Genomic DNA, 16,948 nt, shown 5'->3' with positions numbered 1-16,948 from the left:
CTGAGGAGCCCTGTCCCCTCGCCCTTCGAGACGCGCGCTTCGCGCGCCCTCAGGATGAGGGGGCAGGGCGTCTCGAAGGACGGGCGGCGAGGCTCTTGCCTTCGTCATTCCCGAAGCGCGTAGCGCTGTCGGGAACCCAGGGAGGCCGCGCGGCGCCCTTCGATCCCTGGGTTCCCGCCTGCGCGGGAATGACGGAGGGCGAGGAAGCATTCGCTCGCCGCTTGCCGCGCCGCCGCCGCCCGGCGTAGCCTTCGCCGGAACGGGGCGGGGAGCGGAACATGCGCAGGCTTCTGATCGGAATTCTGCTGCTGGGCCTTGCGGCCTGCGGGCGCGGCGAACCGCCGCCGCCCGATCCCGACGAGACCACCGCGCGCACCATCGCGCAGGGCGACCTCGTCGGCTTCCGGTCCGACAACGGCGCCCAGGTCTGGCGCGGCGTGGCCTTCGCCGCCCCGCCGGTCGGCGACCTGCGCTGGCGCGCACCGCGGCCCGCGCCGGCGTTCGAGGGGCGCCTCGAGGCGCTCGAGTCGCCGGAGCGTTGCGCCCAGATGACCATCCCGCTCGACCAGGGCGAGGGGGTCGAAGCCGGTCAGCTCGTCGGTTCCGAGGACTGCCTCTATCTCGACGTCTACGCGCCCGCGGACGCCGCGCCGGGCGACGATCTGCCGGTGATGGTCTGGATCCACGGCGGCGGCAACACCTGGGGCTACGCCGCGCAGTATGACGGCGCGCAGCTCGCCGAAGACCAGGACGTCGTCGTCGTCGCCGTCCAGTACCGGCTGGGTCCGCTCGGTTGGTTCGCCAACGACGCGCTGCGCGCCGATGCGGCGACGCCGCGCGACGCGGCGGCCAATTTCGCCCTGCTCGACCAGATCGCCGCGCTGGAATGGGTGCGCGACAATATCGACGTCTTCGGCGGCGACGCCGAGCGTGTGACGATCTTCGGCGAGAGCGCCGGCGGCCACAATGTCTACGGCCTGCTCGCCTCGCCGCTCGCCGACGGGCTGTTCCACCGCGCCATCGTCCAGAGCGGGCTGACCCATAGCGTCCCGATCGACGAGGCGATGGAGACGACGCAGGCGCGGCTCGGGACGGCGTTCGACGCGGCGCCGACCGCGGCGGACCTGCGCGCGATGGAGCTGGAGGCGCTGTTCGCGGCCTACGAGCCCGCCGCCGACGGTCGCTACGAGCTGCCCACCATGATCGCCGACGGCGTCACCCTGCCGCCGGGCGGGATCGAGGGCGCGCTGGCCTCTTCGGGGCCGAACGCGCCGGTGATCACCGGGACGAACCGCGACGAGACCAGGCTGTTCAACCTGCTCGACGAGCGTTATGCGCGCAGCTGGTTCGGTGTGCTCTACACCGCCCGCGACCGCGACTTTTACGACGTCGTCGCGGACTACCAGAGCCGGGTCTGGCGCATCCGCGCCGTCGATCGTCCGGCGACGACGATGCTGGAAGCCGGCCATTCGGAAGTCTGGGCGTATCGCTTCGACTGGGACGAGGGCGGACGCGTCCTGTTCATGGATCTCGGCTTCCTCCTCGGCGCCGCGCACGGGGTCGATATCCCGTTCGTGTTCAACCATTTCGATTTCTTCGGCCGGCTCGACAGCGCGCTCTTCAACCGCGGCAACGCCGAGGGACGCGCCGCGCTGGCCGGCGCCATGGGCGATTACTGGGCGGAGTTCGCGCGCACCGGCGAGCCCGGCCGCGGCGGCGATCCCGCCCGGCCGGTCTGGACGCGCTGGCAGGCCGGCGGCCTCCTGATGCGCTTCGACAGCCCGGACGACGGGGGTCCCGCCGAGATCATCGACGGGACCGACGACCTGTCGCGCCTGGCCGCCGACCTCGCCGTCGACGAGCGCCTCGAGGAGTCCGAACGCTGCGCTGTCGCCGCTGCGGTCGCGGAATGGTGGGCCGAAGACGGCGCGGCGGTGAGCGCCGAGCTGGGGTGTTGAGGCGTTCCACTACAGCGCCGCAATGAATGTTCGTCATCCCCGCAGAGGCGGGGATCCAGAGGCGACGCGCGCGAACTTCTCTGGGTTCCCGCTTTCGCGGGAATGACGGTTGAGCTGGTCGAGGGCCGGCGCGGCGTCCGCCCCTTGCCGGAATTCAGCGAACGGTGTTCACTTTTCGCCGGCCCGCCGATCGGGCCTGAGCGGAGATCGTTGATGGACGCTGCGAACCCCGACCCTTCCGAGACGATCGAGACCGACGTTCTGATCGTCGGGGCGGGCATTTCCGGCGTCGGCGCGGCGCGGCATCTGCAGAAGCGATCGCCGCAGGAACGCTTCGTCATCCTGGAGGCGCGCGACGATCTCGGCGGCACCTGGGACCTGTTCCGCTATCCGGGCATCCGCTCGGATTCGGACATGTACACCTTCGGCTACAATTTCCGTCCGTGGACGGACGGCGCGGTCTTCGCCGACGGGCCGAGCATCAAGACCTATGTCCGCGAATCCGCCCGCGAGACCGGCGTCGAGGATCATATCCGCTACGGCCACCGGGTCGTGCGCGCCGACTGGGACAGCGGAACCGCGCGCTGGACGCTCGAGGTCGAGACGAAGGCCGGCGCGCGGCGGCGCTTCGTCGGCCGCTTCCTGATGCTGTGCTCGGGCTATTACCGCTACGAGCACGGCTACATGCCGGAGTTCGACGGGATCGAGGACTTCGCCGGCGACGTCGTCCATCCCCAGCAATGGCCCGACGATTACGACTATTCGGGCAAGCGCGTGCTGGTCATCGGCAGCGGCGCGACGGCGATCACGCTCGTGCCCGCCATGACCGACGCCGCCGCGCACGTGACCATGCTGCAGCGCACGCCGAGCTATATCGCCGCCCGACCGGCGCGCGACGGCATCGCCGACGCCCTGCGCGCGGTGCTGCCCGGCAAGGCCGCCTATGCGCTGACGCGCATGAAGAACGTCCTTCTGATGATGATCTTCTTCCAGATGTCGCGGCGCTTCCCGGAGTTCGTCAAACGCGGCGTGCTCAAGCAGATCCGCGCCGAGCTGGGCGAGGATTTCGACGTCGAGCGCCATTTCTCGCCGCACTACAATCCGTGGGACCAGCGCTTCTGCCTGGCGCCGGACGGCGATTTCTTCGACGCGCTGAAATCGGGACGGGCCTCGATCGTCACCGACCATATCGATCGCTTCACGGAGACCGGCGTGCGGCTGAAGTCGGGCGAGGAGGTCGAGGCCGATCTCGTCATTCCCGCCACCGGTCTCGACATGCTCGTCGGCGGCGGGATCGACATCCGCGTCGACGGCGCCCCGCTCGACCCGCCGTCGACCTTCACCTATCGCGGCATGATGCTGTCGGGCCTGCCCAACGCCGCGCTCGCCTTCGGCTACACCAACGCCAGCTGGACGCTGAAGATCGATCTCACCTGCGAGCGCGTCTGCCGGACGCTCAACCACATGCGGGCCAGGGGCTATGATTATTGCGTCCCCGAGGCGCCGGACGGCCTCGAGGCGAAGCCGCTGCTCGATTTCTCCTCGGGCTATGTCCAGCGCGCCCTGCCTCACCTGCCCAGGCAGGGCGCGACGCCGCCCTGGCGGACCTATCAGAACTATTTCCAGGACATGTTCGCGATCCGCTTCGGCCGCCTCGAGGACGGCTGCATGCGCTTCGGCCGCGCCGGCGATCGGGCGGGCTCGGCGCCGTCGACGCCGAATATCGCCGAGGCGGCGGAGTAGCGGTTCTCGCAGACCGCCCCCTCACCTTGCCTCTCCCCCTGAGAGGGGGAGAGGAATCGGCGCTCGGCGCGAGCGTTCAGAATAAGCATCGACCTCGACGTCGCTTCTCCCCTCCTGCAGGGGAGAAGTAAGGTGAGGGGAGCAGGCGCGAGGCCGGAGACCGCCATGAACAAGCGCGACTACAAGCAGGCGCTGCGCAGCCTCCAGATCGATCTCGTCGCGCTGCAGCGCCATATGATCGCCGAAGGGCGGCGCCTGCTGGTGATCTTCGAGGGGCGCGATGCGGCGGGCAAGGACAGCACGATCAAGCGGATCACGGCGCATCTTTCGCCGCGCGAGACCCGCGTCGTCGCGCTCGGCAAGCCCACGGAGCGCGACCGGTCGAGCTGGTATTTCCAGCGCTGGGTCGAGCACCTGCCCGCCGCCGGCGAGTTCGTCCTGTTCAACCGGTCCTGGTACAACCGCGCCGGCGTCGAGCCTGTCATGGGCTTCTGCACCGAGGCCGAGCACGCCGCCTTCCTGCGCGATGTCGGCGATTTCGAGAAGCTGCTCGTCGACGACGGGCTGATCCTGTTCAAGTACTATCTCGACATCTCGCGCACCGAGCAGGCCGCCCGGCTCGAGGACCGCCGCACCAACCCGCTCAAGGCGTGGAAGCGCTCTCCGATCGACGCCGTCGCGCTGGACAGGTTCGACGATTATTCCAGGGCGCGCGACAGGATGCTCGCTTCGACCGGCGACCCGGTGCCCTGGCGGATCGTGCGCGCCGACGACAAGCGCCGGGCGCGGCTCGCGATCATGCGCGACATCCTTGCCTCGGTCCCCATCCCCGACCTGCCCGAACCGATCGATCCGGCCGACCCCGCCGTGCTGCGCGTCTGGCGGGCGGGCGAGTCGCCGGAAGACTTCCTGGCGCAGTAGGGGGCAGGCGCCTTGCCTTCGGGCGGGAAGCGCTCAAGGCTCCTTCCAGGATTTTCAGGAGTGCGCGATGAGCCAGGCTATTGCGATCGACACGAGCGACATCTCCGCCGCCGCGCTGGCGGCCGATCCCGATCGCGCGCTCGAGGACGGCGAAGTCCGCGTGACGATCGAGCGCTTCGCCCTGACCGCCAACAACGTCACCTACGCCGCCTTCGGCGAGGCTATGGGTTACTGGGCGTTCTTCCCGTCCGCCGACGGAAGCGGGCGCCTGCCGGTCTGGGGGTTCGCCACGATCGCGGAGAGCCGGGCCGACGGCGTCGAGACGGGCGAGCGCATCTACGGCTATTTCCCGGCCGCGGAGACCGCGGTGCTGCGCCCGGTCGGCGCCCGGCCGGAGAGCTTCATCGACGGCGCGCCCCATCGCGCGCAGCTGCCGGCCGCCTACAATCGGTATGTGCGCTGCGCCGGCGATCCCGGCTATCGGCCGGAGCTGGAAGCCGCGCAGATGGTGCTTCAGCCGCTCTTCGTCACCTCGTTCCTGATCGACCGGCACCTGCGCGACGAAGCGATGTCCGGCGCGGGTGTCGTCAGTCTCACCAGCGCGTCGAGCAAGACCGCGCTGGCGCTCGCCCATCTCCTCGCCGAGGACAAGCCCGAAGGCGTGCGCCTGGAGGCGCTGACCTCAGCCGGAAACCGGGGTTTCGTCGCCGGGCTCGGCTATTTCGACGACGTCGTCGTCTACGACGATATCGAGACGATGGATGATCGCGCGGCGCGGGTGATCGTCGATTTCGCCGGCGATCACGACCTGACGCGCCGGCTTCACGCCCGGCTCGGCGACTCGCTGAAGCGAAACATCCGGGTCGGCGGCGCGCACTGGGAGAAAAGCGCTCCGCCGTCTGATCTGCCAGGGCCGAAGCCGGTCTTCTTCTTCGCGCCGGATCACGCCCGCGACCGGATCGCGGAGTGGGGCGCCGAGGCGTTCGCGCAGCGCTATCAGAGCGCCTGGCTCGCCTTCGCCCGAGACGCCGCCGGTCTGTTCGAATTCGAGGCCCGTCAAGGCATGGAGGGCGCGCTGTCGGCCTATCGCGACCTCGTCGCCAACAGGGTTCCGGGCCGCAAGGCGCTCACCATCGAGCTCGGCTAGCCGCCTTCGATCTCCTCCCTCTGCATCTCGAGTTCCAGCCAGCGCTCCTCCTTCGCCGCCTTCTCCTCGGCGAGTCTGGCGTGCTCGGCGGTGGCGGCGTGGAAGCGGTCGGGATCGCGGGTGAAGAGCTGGGCGTCGGCGAGCTCGGCCTCGAGTTCGGCCAGCCGGGCCTCGATCGCCTCGATCTCGCCGGGCAGGGTCTCCAGCGCGTGCTTGTCCCTGAAAGTCATCTTGCGCGATTTCGGCTTCGGCGCGGCCGGCTTGGACGGTTTCGCGGCGGCCTGCTTCGCTCCCGGCTCCGCCTCGCGCGCCTCCACCCCGCGTCCGCGCTGGGCGATCATGTCGGAATAGCCCCCGGCGTATTCGCGCCAGACGCCGTCGCCCTCGAAGGCGATCGTGCGGTCGACCGTTCGGTCGAGGAAATCGCGGTCGTGGCTGACCAGGATGACCGTGCCGGGATAATCGGCGATCAGCTCCTCGAGCAGGTCGAGCGTCTCGAGATCGAGATCGTTGGTCGGCTCGTCGAGCACCAGCAGGTTCGAGGGCAGCGCCAGCGCGCGGGCGAGCATCACCCGGGCGCGCTCGCCGCCGGACAGATCGGCGACCGGCGTGCCGGCCTGCTCGGGCGCGAACAGGAAGTCCTTCATGTAGGCGACGACGTGCTTGCGCCGGCCGCCGACCTCGACCATGTCGCCGCCGCCCTGGGTGAGCGCCTGGGCGAGCGTCCAGCCGGGCTTGAGCGCTGCGCGGCGCTGGTCGAGCGAGGCGATCTCGAGATTGGCGCCGAGGCGCACCGTTCCGGAGTCGGGTTCGAGATCGCCGGTCAGCATGTTCAGCAGGGTCGTCTTGCCCGCGCCGTTCGGGCCGACGAGGCCGACGCGGTCGCCGCGCGCGATGCGGGTGGAGAAACCGTCCACGATCGGCCGGCCGTCATAGGCCTTGGAGATCGATTTCGCCTCCACGACGAGCTTGCCGGAGGCCTCCGCCTCGGTCGCCTCCAGCGTCGCGACGCCCTGCGGTCCGCGATGCTCGCGCCGGCGGCGCTTCAGTTCGTGTAGTTCGCCGAGCCGGCGGACATTGCGCTTGCGGCGCGCGGTGACGCCGTAGCGCAGCCAGTCCTCCTCGCGGGCGATCTTGCGGTCGAGCTTGTGGAGCTCCTCGGCTTCGGCTTCGAGCGTCGCGTCGCGCCAGGCCTCGAAATGGGCGAACCCCTTGTCGAGGCGCCGCGTGATCCCGCGATCGAGCCAGACGGTCGCCCGGCTCAACGTCTCCAGGAAGCGCCGGTCGTGGCTGATCAGCACCAGCGCGCCCCGGCGCGCGGCGAGTTCGGCCTCAAGCCACTCGATCGCGGGCAGGTCGAGATGGTTGGTCGGCTCGTCGAGCATGAGGATGTCGGGATCGGGCGCCAGCGCGCGGGCCAGCGCCGCCCTGCGCGCTTCTCCGCCCGAAAGCGTCTTCGGGTCCTCCTCGCCCGTGAGGCCGAGATTCTCCAGCAGGTAGGGCGCGCGATAATCCGCATCGCCCGGCGCGAGGCCGTTCCGGACATAGTCGATCACCGTGTCGAAGCCCGCGAGATCGGGCTCCTGGGCGAGATAGCGCGTGGTCGCGCCGGGATGGAGGAAGACCTCGCCGGAATCGGGTTCGATCATCCCCGCCGCGATCTTCAGGAAGGTCGACTTGCCCGAACCGTTGCGGCCCACCAGGCAGATCCGGTCGCCCGGCGCGACGATCAGCTCCGCGCCCGTGAGCAGCGGCGTCGCCCCGAAGGTGAGGCGGATGTCCTGGAGCGTGAGCAGCGGAGCGGCCATGCGGGTCCTCGTACAGCGCGGGCGGACAGGCGTTAGCGCACGCGCGCGCGGCTGTCATCGGCGCGGCGCCGTCGAGCGGGGCGCGGCGATCGCTCAGAGAACGGACAATAATTTCCGGATCGATGAAAATATTCGCCCGAAATTTTGCAATCCCGGTTCCAGGACGTTAATCAGACGCCTCATCACCTCCAGCAAATCGGGAAGGCCATAATGACCGCCACGTCTGAGAATCCGATTCTCAACCGCATTTACACCATGGACGGCGGCCCGGAAGAGTGCGTCGACGCGTACAAGGACTGGGCGAAGTCTTATGACAAGGACACCGTCGAGGGCATGGGCTATGTCGCGCCCCGGATCGTCGCCGAGACGGTGGCCGAGCTGGTCGACGGCGACGCCGTCGTGCTCGATGCGGGCTGCGGCACCGGCCTGGCGGGCGTGGAGCTTGCCGAGCGCGGTTTCAAGACGATCGACGGCATGGACATCTCCCCGGAGATGCTGGACGAGGCCCGCGAGAAGGGCGCGTTCCGCAATCTCCAGGTCGAGGACATGACCAAGCCGCTGACCTATGACGACGACGTCTACGACGCCGTGGCCTGCGTGGGCACCTTCACCCACGCCCATGTCGGGCCGAAGGGCTTCAACGAGCTGGTCCGCATCACCAAGCCTGGCGGATTCATCGTCGCCACCGTCCACGAGGGCGTCTGGCCGGACGGCTACGAGGAGCACTTCAAGGCGCTCGAGGAGAAGGGCGCGGTGAAGATCAAGTCGACCGCCGAAGCCCCCTATCACCTGAACAAGTGCCGCCTCTGCGTGCTCGAGGTGGTCTGAGGACATCGGCTCTCAGGCCGATGAGAGAACAGGCGTCGGCTTCGGCCGGCGCCTGTTTTTTTGGCGGCGTTCGCGGTCTGGCTTGCCGATATTTAAGCTGCATTCCCGCCCGTTGCCGGCCAGATTGCCGGCCTCCCCAGAGGCTGCAATGAGCTGAAAGACATGAAGAAGACCGGATCGGCGATGCTGTTACTTCTCGCGCTGGGCGCCGCGGCGTCCGCCGCCGAGCCCCTGCCGCTCGAACCCCGCGTCGAGACCTCGGGCGCGCTGACCTTGGAGATCCTCGATCTCACCCCGCGCTTCCTCGATTTCGAGGCCGCCGCGCGGGACGCCGATCCGGATGCGCGCTTCGAGATCTGGGAGGCGCGCTACGGCTTCGCCGCCGTGCCTCCGACGGAGGAAGGCCGGGAGATGGCGCGCGCCATGCTGGACGAGGCCTGGCCGCGCTATGCCGACGCCCGCGACGTGATAGAGGCCGGCGCGGCCGGCCTCGAGCCCGCGCCGATGGCGAGCCTGCAGGCGGTCGCCGGCGTTCTCGACGCCGACGCGCCGCTGCGCGTCCGCCTCGTCGCCTATGTCGGCATGTTCGAGCACAACGCCTTCACCGCGCGGGGCCGGGACGGGACTCCCGCCGTCAGCCTGCCCGTGGAGATGGACCCCCGCACGCGCGAGGTCACGCAGGCCCACGAGTTCGCCCACGCCGTCCACATGGAGCTGGCGGGCCTGTCCGGAGGCTGGGAGCGCTCGATCGCCAACACGCTCCTGAGCGAGGGGCTGGCCGCCCATGTCTCCCGGGAAGTCGTCCCCGGCCGGCCGGAGACCGCCTATATCGAGCACGAGCCCGGATGGCTGGAGCGCTGCAGGGCGAACGCGCCGGAGGTGCTGGCGGGAATCCTGCCGGTCCTCGCGCAATCCGACAGCGAGACCGTGATGCGTTTCACGATCGGCGAAGGCCCGACCGGCCTCGAGCGCGAGGCCTATTGCGCGGGATATCTCGTCATCGCGCACCTGCGCGAGACCGGCGCCAGCCTCGCCGACATCGCGCGCGTGCAGGACGCCGACATGCCCGATTTCGCGCGCGGCGCAATCGAGGCGATGCTCGCCGACTGAACCGACGATCCGGCCAGGCCCGCCCGAAAAATGCCGGCGGCCGGTCGCGGCCGCCGGCGCTCAGGTCGGGGAGAGAAAACCGGCGTCAGGCGTCGTCGAGCACGAAGGTGACGAGCAGGTTCACGCGGTAGTGCGTGATCTTGCCGTTATCGACGGACACGTTCATGTCCTTCACCCAGGCGCTCTTGACCCCGCGAAGGGTCTTCGAGGCGCGCGCGATGCCCTGTTCGACGGCGTCGTCGAAGCTCTTGGGCGACGTCGTGGAGATCTCGGTTACGCGTGCGACGGTCATGGCCATGCCTCCGGTTTGTCTGGCGATGGGAGGAACGGCGCGCGGGGCGGGTTCGATCCCGCGCCGTCGCGGACAAGTTGTCGCACCGGCGCGCGTCAGCCTTGGCCGAGATCGAGCCGCATGGCGAGGTGCTCCATCAGGTCCTTGAGCGTGATCATGCCGACGAGCTCGCCATTCTCGACGACCATCAGCCGGGTCCGCCCGCTCTCCTGCATGCGCCGGATCGCGTCCATCGCCTCGATATCGGCGGGCAGCGAGGCCTCGTCGGCCGGCGTCATCGCGTCGGCGACGGAGCGGCTGGACCAGTCCTCGCGCGGCGTCTGCTTCAGCTCCGAGACTCCGACGAGCCCGACCGGCCGGCCGTCGCGCACGACCGGGTAGGCCTCGTGGTGGGTGCGGTAGAGCCAGTCCTCGAGGAAGCGCTCGAGCGTGATGTCGGCCGGCGCGCTGACGGGATCGCGCGTCATGAAATCGCGGACGGGCTTGCCGCCGAGCACGCGCCGGGCCTCCAGCTGGCGCCATGACGACAGCGCGGCCATGCGGATGAACTGGCCGATCAGGATCCACCACAGCCCGCCGACGAAGGCGCCGCCGATGATCAGCACGACGCCGAGGCCTGACAGGATCCAGCCGAACGCCGCGCCGGCGCGCGACGCCATGCCCGTGGCCTTCCTGAGATCGCCCGTCGCCGCCCAGATCGCGCCGCGCAGCACGCGGCCGCCGTCCATCGGGAAGGCCGGGATCATGTTGAAGATCGCCAGCACGAGATTGAGGATCGCGAGATAGCCGAGCACGACGGCGAGCGGCTCGGAGAACGCCGAGGTCCAGAAGGCGATGATATTGAACGCGCCGGCGAGCGCCAGGCTCATCGCCGGGCCGGCCGCGGCCATGAACATCTCCGCGCGCGGATCGGGCGGCTCGTCCTCCATCTGCGCGGCGCCGCCGAACAGGAACAGCGTGATCGTCTTGACCTCGATGCCGAAGGCGCGGCCCACCAGCGAGTGCGACAGCTCGTGGGCGACGATCGAGAAGGCCAGCCCGATCACGCCGGCGACGGCCATCCACCAGTACATCTGCTGTGGCAGGCCCTCGTAGACGGTCGGGAAGAAGCCCTCCGCCAGCGACCAGGCGATCAGGAGCGCGATGAACGCCCAGCTTATGTTCACCCGGATGGTGATGCCGAACACCCGGCCGAGATCGAGATTGCGCGCGGCCATGCGACGGTCCTTTCAGGCGGTTGAGACCCCGGGAGGACTTGAGCGCGACACGGCGCGGCTGGCAACCGCGCCTCGTCTTTTGCGCCTGCGAAAAATCGTCTAAGACCGGCGATCCGTTCCAGGCCGGACCAGACGAGACAAGCGCGGGCGATGAAACCGTTTCCGAAGAAGTACAAGCCGCAGGAGGCCGAGGCCGACTGCCGGCGCCGATGGGCCGACGACGAGGCCTTCAAGTGGGATCCCGCCCAGCCGGCGGAGTCCGATTACGTCATCGACACGCCGCCGCCGACCGTGTCGGGCTCGCTGCATGTCGGCCATGTCTATTCCTACACCCAGGCCGACATCATCGCGCGCTATTTCCGGATGAGCGGGCGCAACGTGCTCTACCCGATCGGCTGGGACGACAACGGCCTGCCGACCGAGCGCCTGGTCGAGAAGGTCAAGAAGGTCCGCGGCGGGACGATGGCGCGCGAGGAATTCGTCGATCTCTGCCGCGAGGTCATCCCGCCCTACGAGCAGCAGTTCCGCGACCTGTTCTCGCGGCTGGCGCTCAGCGTCGACTGGAGCCGCGAATACCAGACCATCTCCGACGAGAGCCGGCAGGTCTCGCAGATGTCCTTCCTGGATCTCTACCGGAAGGGCCTGCTCGAGCGCCGGCTCGAGCCGACGCTGTGGGATCCCGCCGACCGGACGGCGATCGCCCAGGCCGAGGTCGAGGAGAAGGAGCGCGAGGGCAAGCTCAACCAGATCCCGTTCGAGATTGAGGGCGGCGGCGAGCCCGCCGTGATCGCCACGACGCGGCCCGAGCTGATCGGGGCGTGCGGGGCGCTGATCATCCATCCCGAGCATCCCCGCGCGGCCGAGCTCATCGGCAAGCGCGCGATCACGCCGCTCTACAACGTGCCGGTCCCGATCGTCGGCGACGAGGCCGTCGATCCCGAGAAGGGCACCGGCGTGGTGATGTGCTGCACCTTCGGCGACGTCCAGGACATCGCCTGGTGGCGCGCCCACAAGCTGCCGCTCCGTCTGGTCATCGACCAGGCCGGCAAGATGAAGGACTCGCTTCCGATCGGGACCGACGAGTGGCCGAGCCTCGATCCCGAGAGCGCGCGGGCGACCGTCGACGCGCTCGCCGGGCTCAAGGCCGAAAAGGCCAAGGCCGCGATCCTGGAGATGCTGTCCGAGCGCGGGCTGATCCTGAAGCAGGACGTCACCGAGCAGGTCGTGCCCGTCGCCGAACGGTCCGGCGCGCCGCTCGAGATCATCGTCACGCCGCAATGGTTCATCCGCACGCTCGACTTCAAGGACGAGATTCTCGCCAAGGGCCGCGAGATCACGTGGCGGCCGGAATACATGCGCCAGCGCTTCGAGAGCTGGGTCGAGGGCCTGAAATGGGACTGGGCGATCTCGCGCCAGCGCCATTTCGGCGTGCCGCTGCCGGTCTGGTACTCCAAGCGGCCGGGCGAGGAAGGCAAGATCATCGTCGCCGAGGCCGACGAGCTGCCCGTCGATCCGACCGCGGACGCGCCGAAGGGCTATGCCCCCGACGAAGTCGAGCCCGAGCGCGACGTCATGGACACCTGGGCGACCTCGTCGGTGAGCCCGCAGCTGGTCACGCGCTCGATCAATGAAGACCTCGCGCTGGACTACGAGGCCCACAAGCGGCTCTTCCCGATGGCGCTGAGGCCGCAGGCCCACGACATCATCCGGACCTGGGCGTTCTACACCATCGTCAAGGCGCTCCATCACGAGCAGGACGTGCCCTGGCGCAACATCGCGATCTCCGGCTGGTGCCTGGCCAGCGACGGCTCGAAGATGTCGAAGTCGAAAGGCAACATCATCGATCCGGTGAAGCTGCTCGACGAGTACGGCGTCGACGCGGTGCGCTATTGGACGGGCACGTCGCGGCTCGGCCACGACACGGTCACCTCGCCGAACACGCTGCAGCAGGGCAAGCGGCTGGTCACCAAGCTGTGGAACGCCGTCAAGCTCGCCCACATGGCGCTCGAACAGGCCGAAATCGATCCGGTCTCGCCCGCCGCCGACATCGCCTCGGGCGCGATCTCCCATCCGCTCGACCAGTGGCTGCTCGGCCGGCTTTCCGAGACCGTCGCGAAGGCGACCGAGGCGTTCGAGACCTACGAGTACGCCCAGGCGCTGCGCGCGACCGAGGACTTCTTCTGGCGGACCTATTGCGACAACTATCTGGAGATCGTTAAGCGGCGCACGCGCTTCGAGGGCGCGCCCGATGACGGCCAGCGCTCGGCGCTGCACACGCTGTTCCACGCCAGCGACATCCTGATCCGGCTCTACGCGCCGTTCACGCCCTATGTCACCGACACGCTCCACGAGCTTCTGCACGGCTCCGAGGACGAAGCCGCGCCGACCGTCCACGCGCGGGGAAGCTGGCCGAAGGCCGACGACCAGGCCGAGGCGGGCGTCTTCCGCGACGAGGGCGACGCCTTCGTCGCCATCCTGGCCGCGGCGCGCAAGGTGAAGTCGGAACTGCAGGTCTCGATGCGCGCGCCGGTGACGACGCTCACCGTCTCCGGCGCCGAGTCCGGGCTGGAGGCCGTGATCGGCGACACGACAGAGGACCTCAAGGCGGTCACCACCGCCGAGGCGGTCGCAGCAGGCGACGCGCCCGCGGACGCGCCGAAGGCGGCCTCGCCGGACGAGCGCTTCACCGTCGCCCTGGAGATGGCCCCGGCCGAAGCCGCCGACTGAGGCGCGGCTACAGCTTGTAGTGTTTGGACAGGAGCGCCACGAGCTCCTCGAACTTCTCGCGCTGATCGGCCGGGTCGCCCGAGGCGATCGCGGATTCGAGGCAGTGACGGGCGTGGTTCTTGAGGACTTCGCGCTCCACCGAGGCGAGCGCCGACTTGATCGCCGAGAGCTGGGTGAGGATGTCGATGCAGTAACGGTCCTCGGCGACCATGGCCGAGACGCCGCGCACCTGGCCTTCGATCCGCTTGAGCCGATCGAGCGTCGCCTTGTGCTTCGCGGTCTCGTGCGGCGCGTCCTGTTCGGTTGCGATACCCATGGGGGGCATGGTATCCGCGTCGTTTATGTCACGCAACCACGTCCTCGCCTTCGCCGCCGCGCTCGCGCTGTCCGCCTGCGCCGGCGTCGATATGACCGCCGAACGCGCCGAGCTCTTCGCCGAAGTCGGGACGCGGGCCGGGGCCGCGCCCGCCGAAGACGCCGCGATCGCGGCGCGCCTCGATGAGCCGCTCGATCAGGCCGACGCCGTGTCGATCGCGCTGGCGCGCAATCGCGGCCTGCGCGCCGATCTCGCCGAGGCGGGGCTCGCCCGCGCCGCCTGGATCGAGGCCGGCCTGCCCCCGAACATCGCCTTCCACGGCAGCCTCATTCCCGAGTCCGGCGAGCCGGACATGATCGATCTGGACTTCACCGCGCCGGTGCTCGGGCTGCTGGCTCTGCCCGCACGACGCGCCGAGGCGCGCGACCGCTACGATGCGGCGCGGTCGGATGCGGTGCTGGCGGTGATCGACTTCGCCGCCGAGACCCGCATCGCCTGGGTCGAAGCCGTCGCGGCGCGCCAGCGCGCCGAACTCGCCCGTTCCATCCGCCGAGCCGCCGAGGCCGCGCTGGTCGCCGCCGAAGAGCTGCGCGCGGCGGGCAATATCCCCGCCGTCGACGTCGACCGCGAACGCGCGCTCGCCCAGCGCGCCCGGCTCGACGCCGAGAACGCCGGGATCGCCGCACGCGCCGCCGAGCAGCGCCTGCGCGCCCGCCTCGGTCTCGACCCGGGCGACCCGCTGATGCTGCCGGATAGGCTGCCGGAGGCCGGCGCCGCCGCGATCCGCGATGGCGCCGTAGACGCGGCGCTGGAGGCCTCGCTGCCGCTGGCCGCCGCCCGCGCCCGGGCGGAAGCCGAGGCGAAGGCGGCCAATCTCGCGAATGTCGAGAGCCTGCTCGATCACGCCGCGCTGGGCGTGATGATCGAGCGCGAGGAGGGCGAATGGGCCGAGGGCCCGGTCCTCGAGGCCGAGATCCCGATCTTCAACTGGGGCCGCGCCGAGCGCGATGCGGCGCGCATTCGCGCCGATCAGGCGCTCGATCGGCTCGCGCAGATGAGCCTCGAGACCCGCGCCGCCGCGACGGTCGCCGCCGAGGAAGCCGCGCTGGCCGCCGAGCAGGCGTCCTATGTCCGCGACGAGGTCCTGCCCACCAGCGAGGCCGTCATGCGCGGCGTGACGCGCCAGTACAACGCCATGCAGCGCGGCGTGTTCGACCTGATCGCCGCGTTCGAGACCCGCGCCGCGGCGGGCGAGTCCTACGTCGCCGCGCTCGAGCGCCATCACCGCGCGCGCATCCGCATGGAGCAGATGCGCGCCGGCGGAACCGCGGTCGTCATGGACGGCGCCGGCGCCGGTCCGGACATGGGCGCCGGCCGCTCCGGCGGAGGAGATCACTGATGAAGCTTTCGCGGCGACACGCCCTGCTCGCCGGGGCCGGCGGCCTCGCCGCCGCCCCGCTCGTCTCCTCGGCCGCGTTCGCGCAATCTGGCGGGACAACCTATTCGCGCACCATGTCCGACGGCGAACGCGTCGCGCCGGGCCGTCCGGGCCGCGACTACACGCCGGTGACGACGCCCAACGGCGCGACGCTGCCCCATCGCATCGTCGACGGGGTGAAGGTCTTCCACCTGATCGCCGAGGAGGTGGAGCACGCGTTCGCGCCGGGCCTGACAGCGACGTGCTGGGGGTATAACGGCCGCGTGCACGGCCCGACCATCGAGGCCGTCGAGGGCGACCGGGTGCGCATCTACGTCACCAACCGGCTCGCCGCGCCGACGACGGTGCACTGGCACGGCGTGATCCTGCCCTCGGGCATGGACGGCGTCGGCGGGCTGTCGCAGCGCGCCATCCGAACCGGCGAGACTTATGTCTACGAATGGACGTTCCGCCAGCACGGCACGTTCATGTACCACTCCCATCACGACGAGATGACCCAGCAGGCGATGGGGATGATGGGCATGCTCGTCGTGCATCCCCGTCATCCGCGCACGCCGCCGCCCGACCGCGACTACGCGATCATGCTGTCGACCTGGAAGATCGAGCCCGGCGCGTCGCGGCCCGATCCCAACGAGATGACGGACTTCAATGTCCTCACCATGAACGCGAAGGCCTATCCGGGCACCGATCCGCTGACCGCCGAGCTTGGCGAGCGCGTGCGCATCCGGCTGGGCAATCTCTCGGCGATGGACCACCACCCGATCCATCTGCACGGCTACGCCTTCCGCGAAACCGCCACCGACGGCGGCGACATTCCCGAGAGCGCGCAGCGTCCGGAGACGACGACGCTGGTGCCGGTGGGCGCGACTCGCACGGTCGAGTTCGTCGCCGACAATCCCGGCGACTGGGCGATGCACTGCCACATGACCCATCACGTGATGAACCAGATGGGCCACGACTTCCCGAACATGATCGGCGCCGACGCGCAGCGGCTGAACCGCGCCGTCCGCGCCGTGCTGCCCGACTACATGACGATGGGGACGGACGGGATGGGCGAGATGGGCGCCCATGTCGAGATGGGCCACATGGACGTCCCGGAGAACTCGATCCCGATGGTCGGCGCCCGCGGCCCGCACGACTACATCACCATGGGCGGCATGTTCACCATCCTGAAGGTGCGCGAGCGTCTGCCCGCCGGCGGCGGCGATCCGGGCTGGTACGAGGCGCCCGCGGGAACCCAGGCGCGGCCCGCGACGTCTGAAGAGCTTCGCCGCGACGGGATCGATCCGGGCGCCGCGCCGGCGCGCGGTCATGGCGGGATGGATCACGGCGGGATGGATCATGGCGGAATGGATCACGGCGACCACTGAACCGCGGGTCTTTTGGCGGGTTGCGCCTTGACCTTCCGCGGCGCACGGGGGAGCGTCCGCGCCGCGCCGCGCG

Annotated in this window: 13 protein-coding genes; 9 read left to right on the top strand and 4 right to left on the bottom strand. The window is 69.8% G+C overall.

Going from position 1 to position 16,948, the window contains the following annotated elements; genetic code table 11:
* Positions 1-278: 278 nt before the first annotated feature.
* The 4 genes from DDZ18_RS00115 (at position 279) to DDZ18_RS00100 (ending at position 5,769) form a co-directional block, all read left to right on the top strand.
* The gene (locus DDZ18_RS00115; RefSeq protein ID WP_109251333.1) at positions 279-1,958 is read left to right on the top strand and encodes a carboxylesterase/lipase family protein; all 1,680 of its coding nucleotides are present in this window, start codon (positions 279-281) and stop codon (positions 1,956-1,958) included.
* Between the two features lie 213 nt (positions 1,959-2,171).
* Positions 2,172-3,701 (top strand): flavin-containing monooxygenase, encoded by a 1,530-nt coding sequence (locus DDZ18_RS00110; protein ID WP_109251332.1) that lies wholly within the window; start codon positions 2,172-2,174, stop codon positions 3,699-3,701.
* 165 nt (positions 3,702-3,866) lie between these two features.
* Positions 3,867-4,622, top strand: coding sequence for a polyphosphate kinase 2 (gene ppk2, locus DDZ18_RS00105; protein ID WP_109251331.1), 756 nt, complete (start codon positions 3,867-3,869; stop codon positions 4,620-4,622).
* Positions 4,623-4,689: 67 nt separating this feature from the next.
* Positions 4,690-5,769 carry a DUF2855 family protein gene (locus tag DDZ18_RS00100; RefSeq protein WP_109251330.1) on the top strand — a complete coding sequence of 360 codons (1,080 nt, stop codon included), beginning with the start codon at positions 4,690-4,692 and terminating at the stop codon, positions 5,767-5,769.
* On the opposite strand, the gene DDZ18_RS00095 is transcribed toward DDZ18_RS00100, so the two are convergent.
* Entirely contained in the window at positions 5,766-7,577 is a 1,812-nt protein-coding gene (locus DDZ18_RS00095; protein WP_109251329.1) for an ABC-F family ATP-binding cassette domain-containing protein, read from the bottom strand. The two genes, DDZ18_RS00100 and DDZ18_RS00095, sit on opposite strands and share 4 nt — an antisense overlap.
* A 210-nt stretch (positions 7,578-7,787) precedes the next feature.
* On the opposite strand from DDZ18_RS00095, the gene DDZ18_RS00090 reads away from it, so the two are divergent.
* Entirely contained in the window at positions 7,788-8,405 is a 618-nt protein-coding gene (locus tag DDZ18_RS00090; protein WP_109251328.1) for a class I SAM-dependent DNA methyltransferase, read from the top strand.
* A 162-nt stretch (positions 8,406-8,567) separates the two neighbouring features.
* Complete coding sequence (locus DDZ18_RS00085; RefSeq protein WP_109251327.1) at positions 8,568-9,515, top strand: hypothetical protein; 948 nt, start codon at positions 8,568-8,570, stop codon at positions 9,513-9,515.
* 85 nt (positions 9,516-9,600) lie between these two features.
* Here DDZ18_RS00085 and DDZ18_RS00080 read toward each other — a convergent pair whose 3' ends face one another.
* Positions 9,601-9,807, bottom strand: a complete 207-nt coding sequence (locus DDZ18_RS00080) for a dodecin family protein (RefSeq protein ID WP_109252175.1) — start codon at positions 9,805-9,807, stop codon at positions 9,601-9,603.
* A 95-nt stretch (positions 9,808-9,902) separates the two neighbouring features.
* Positions 9,903-11,024, bottom strand: coding sequence for a site-2 protease family protein (locus DDZ18_RS00075; protein ID WP_109251326.1), 1,122 nt, complete (start codon positions 11,022-11,024; stop codon positions 9,903-9,905).
* Positions 11,025-11,174: 150 nt separating this feature from the next.
* Between DDZ18_RS00075 and DDZ18_RS00070 the strand changes: the two genes are divergently transcribed.
* Positions 11,175-13,751 carry a valine--tRNA ligase gene (locus tag DDZ18_RS00070; RefSeq protein ID WP_109251325.1) on the top strand — a complete coding sequence of 859 codons (2,577 nt, stop codon included), beginning with the start codon at positions 11,175-11,177 and terminating at the stop codon, positions 13,749-13,751.
* 7 nt (positions 13,752-13,758) lie between these two features.
* Here the strand turns inward: DDZ18_RS00070 and DDZ18_RS00065 are convergent, their stop codons facing one another.
* Positions 13,759-14,067, bottom strand: a complete 309-nt coding sequence (locus DDZ18_RS00065; protein ID WP_109252174.1) for a metal-sensitive transcriptional regulator — start codon at positions 14,065-14,067, stop codon at positions 13,759-13,761.
* A gap of 25 nt (positions 14,068-14,092) precedes the next feature.
* Between DDZ18_RS00065 and DDZ18_RS00060 the strand changes: the two genes are divergently transcribed.
* Positions 14,093-15,466: a TolC family protein gene (locus DDZ18_RS00060; RefSeq protein WP_158272015.1), complete on the top strand. Its 1,374-nt coding sequence runs from the start codon at positions 14,093-14,095 to the stop codon at positions 15,464-15,466.
* Positions 15,466-16,875, top strand: a complete 1,410-nt coding sequence (locus DDZ18_RS00055; RefSeq protein ID WP_109251323.1) for a multicopper oxidase family protein — start codon at positions 15,466-15,468, stop codon at positions 16,873-16,875. The genes DDZ18_RS00060 and DDZ18_RS00055 overlap by 1 nt, the downstream gene beginning before the upstream one ends.
* Positions 16,876-16,948: the final 73 nt, after the last annotated feature.

The organism is Marinicauda salina (assembly GCF_003122085.1).
Taxonomy (GTDB): Bacteria; Pseudomonadota; Alphaproteobacteria; order Caulobacterales; family Maricaulaceae; genus Maricicauda_A; species Maricicauda_A salina.
The sequence above is the reverse complement of the archived record's forward strand: the minus strand, read 5'-3'. Positions and strand labels throughout refer to the sequence as shown.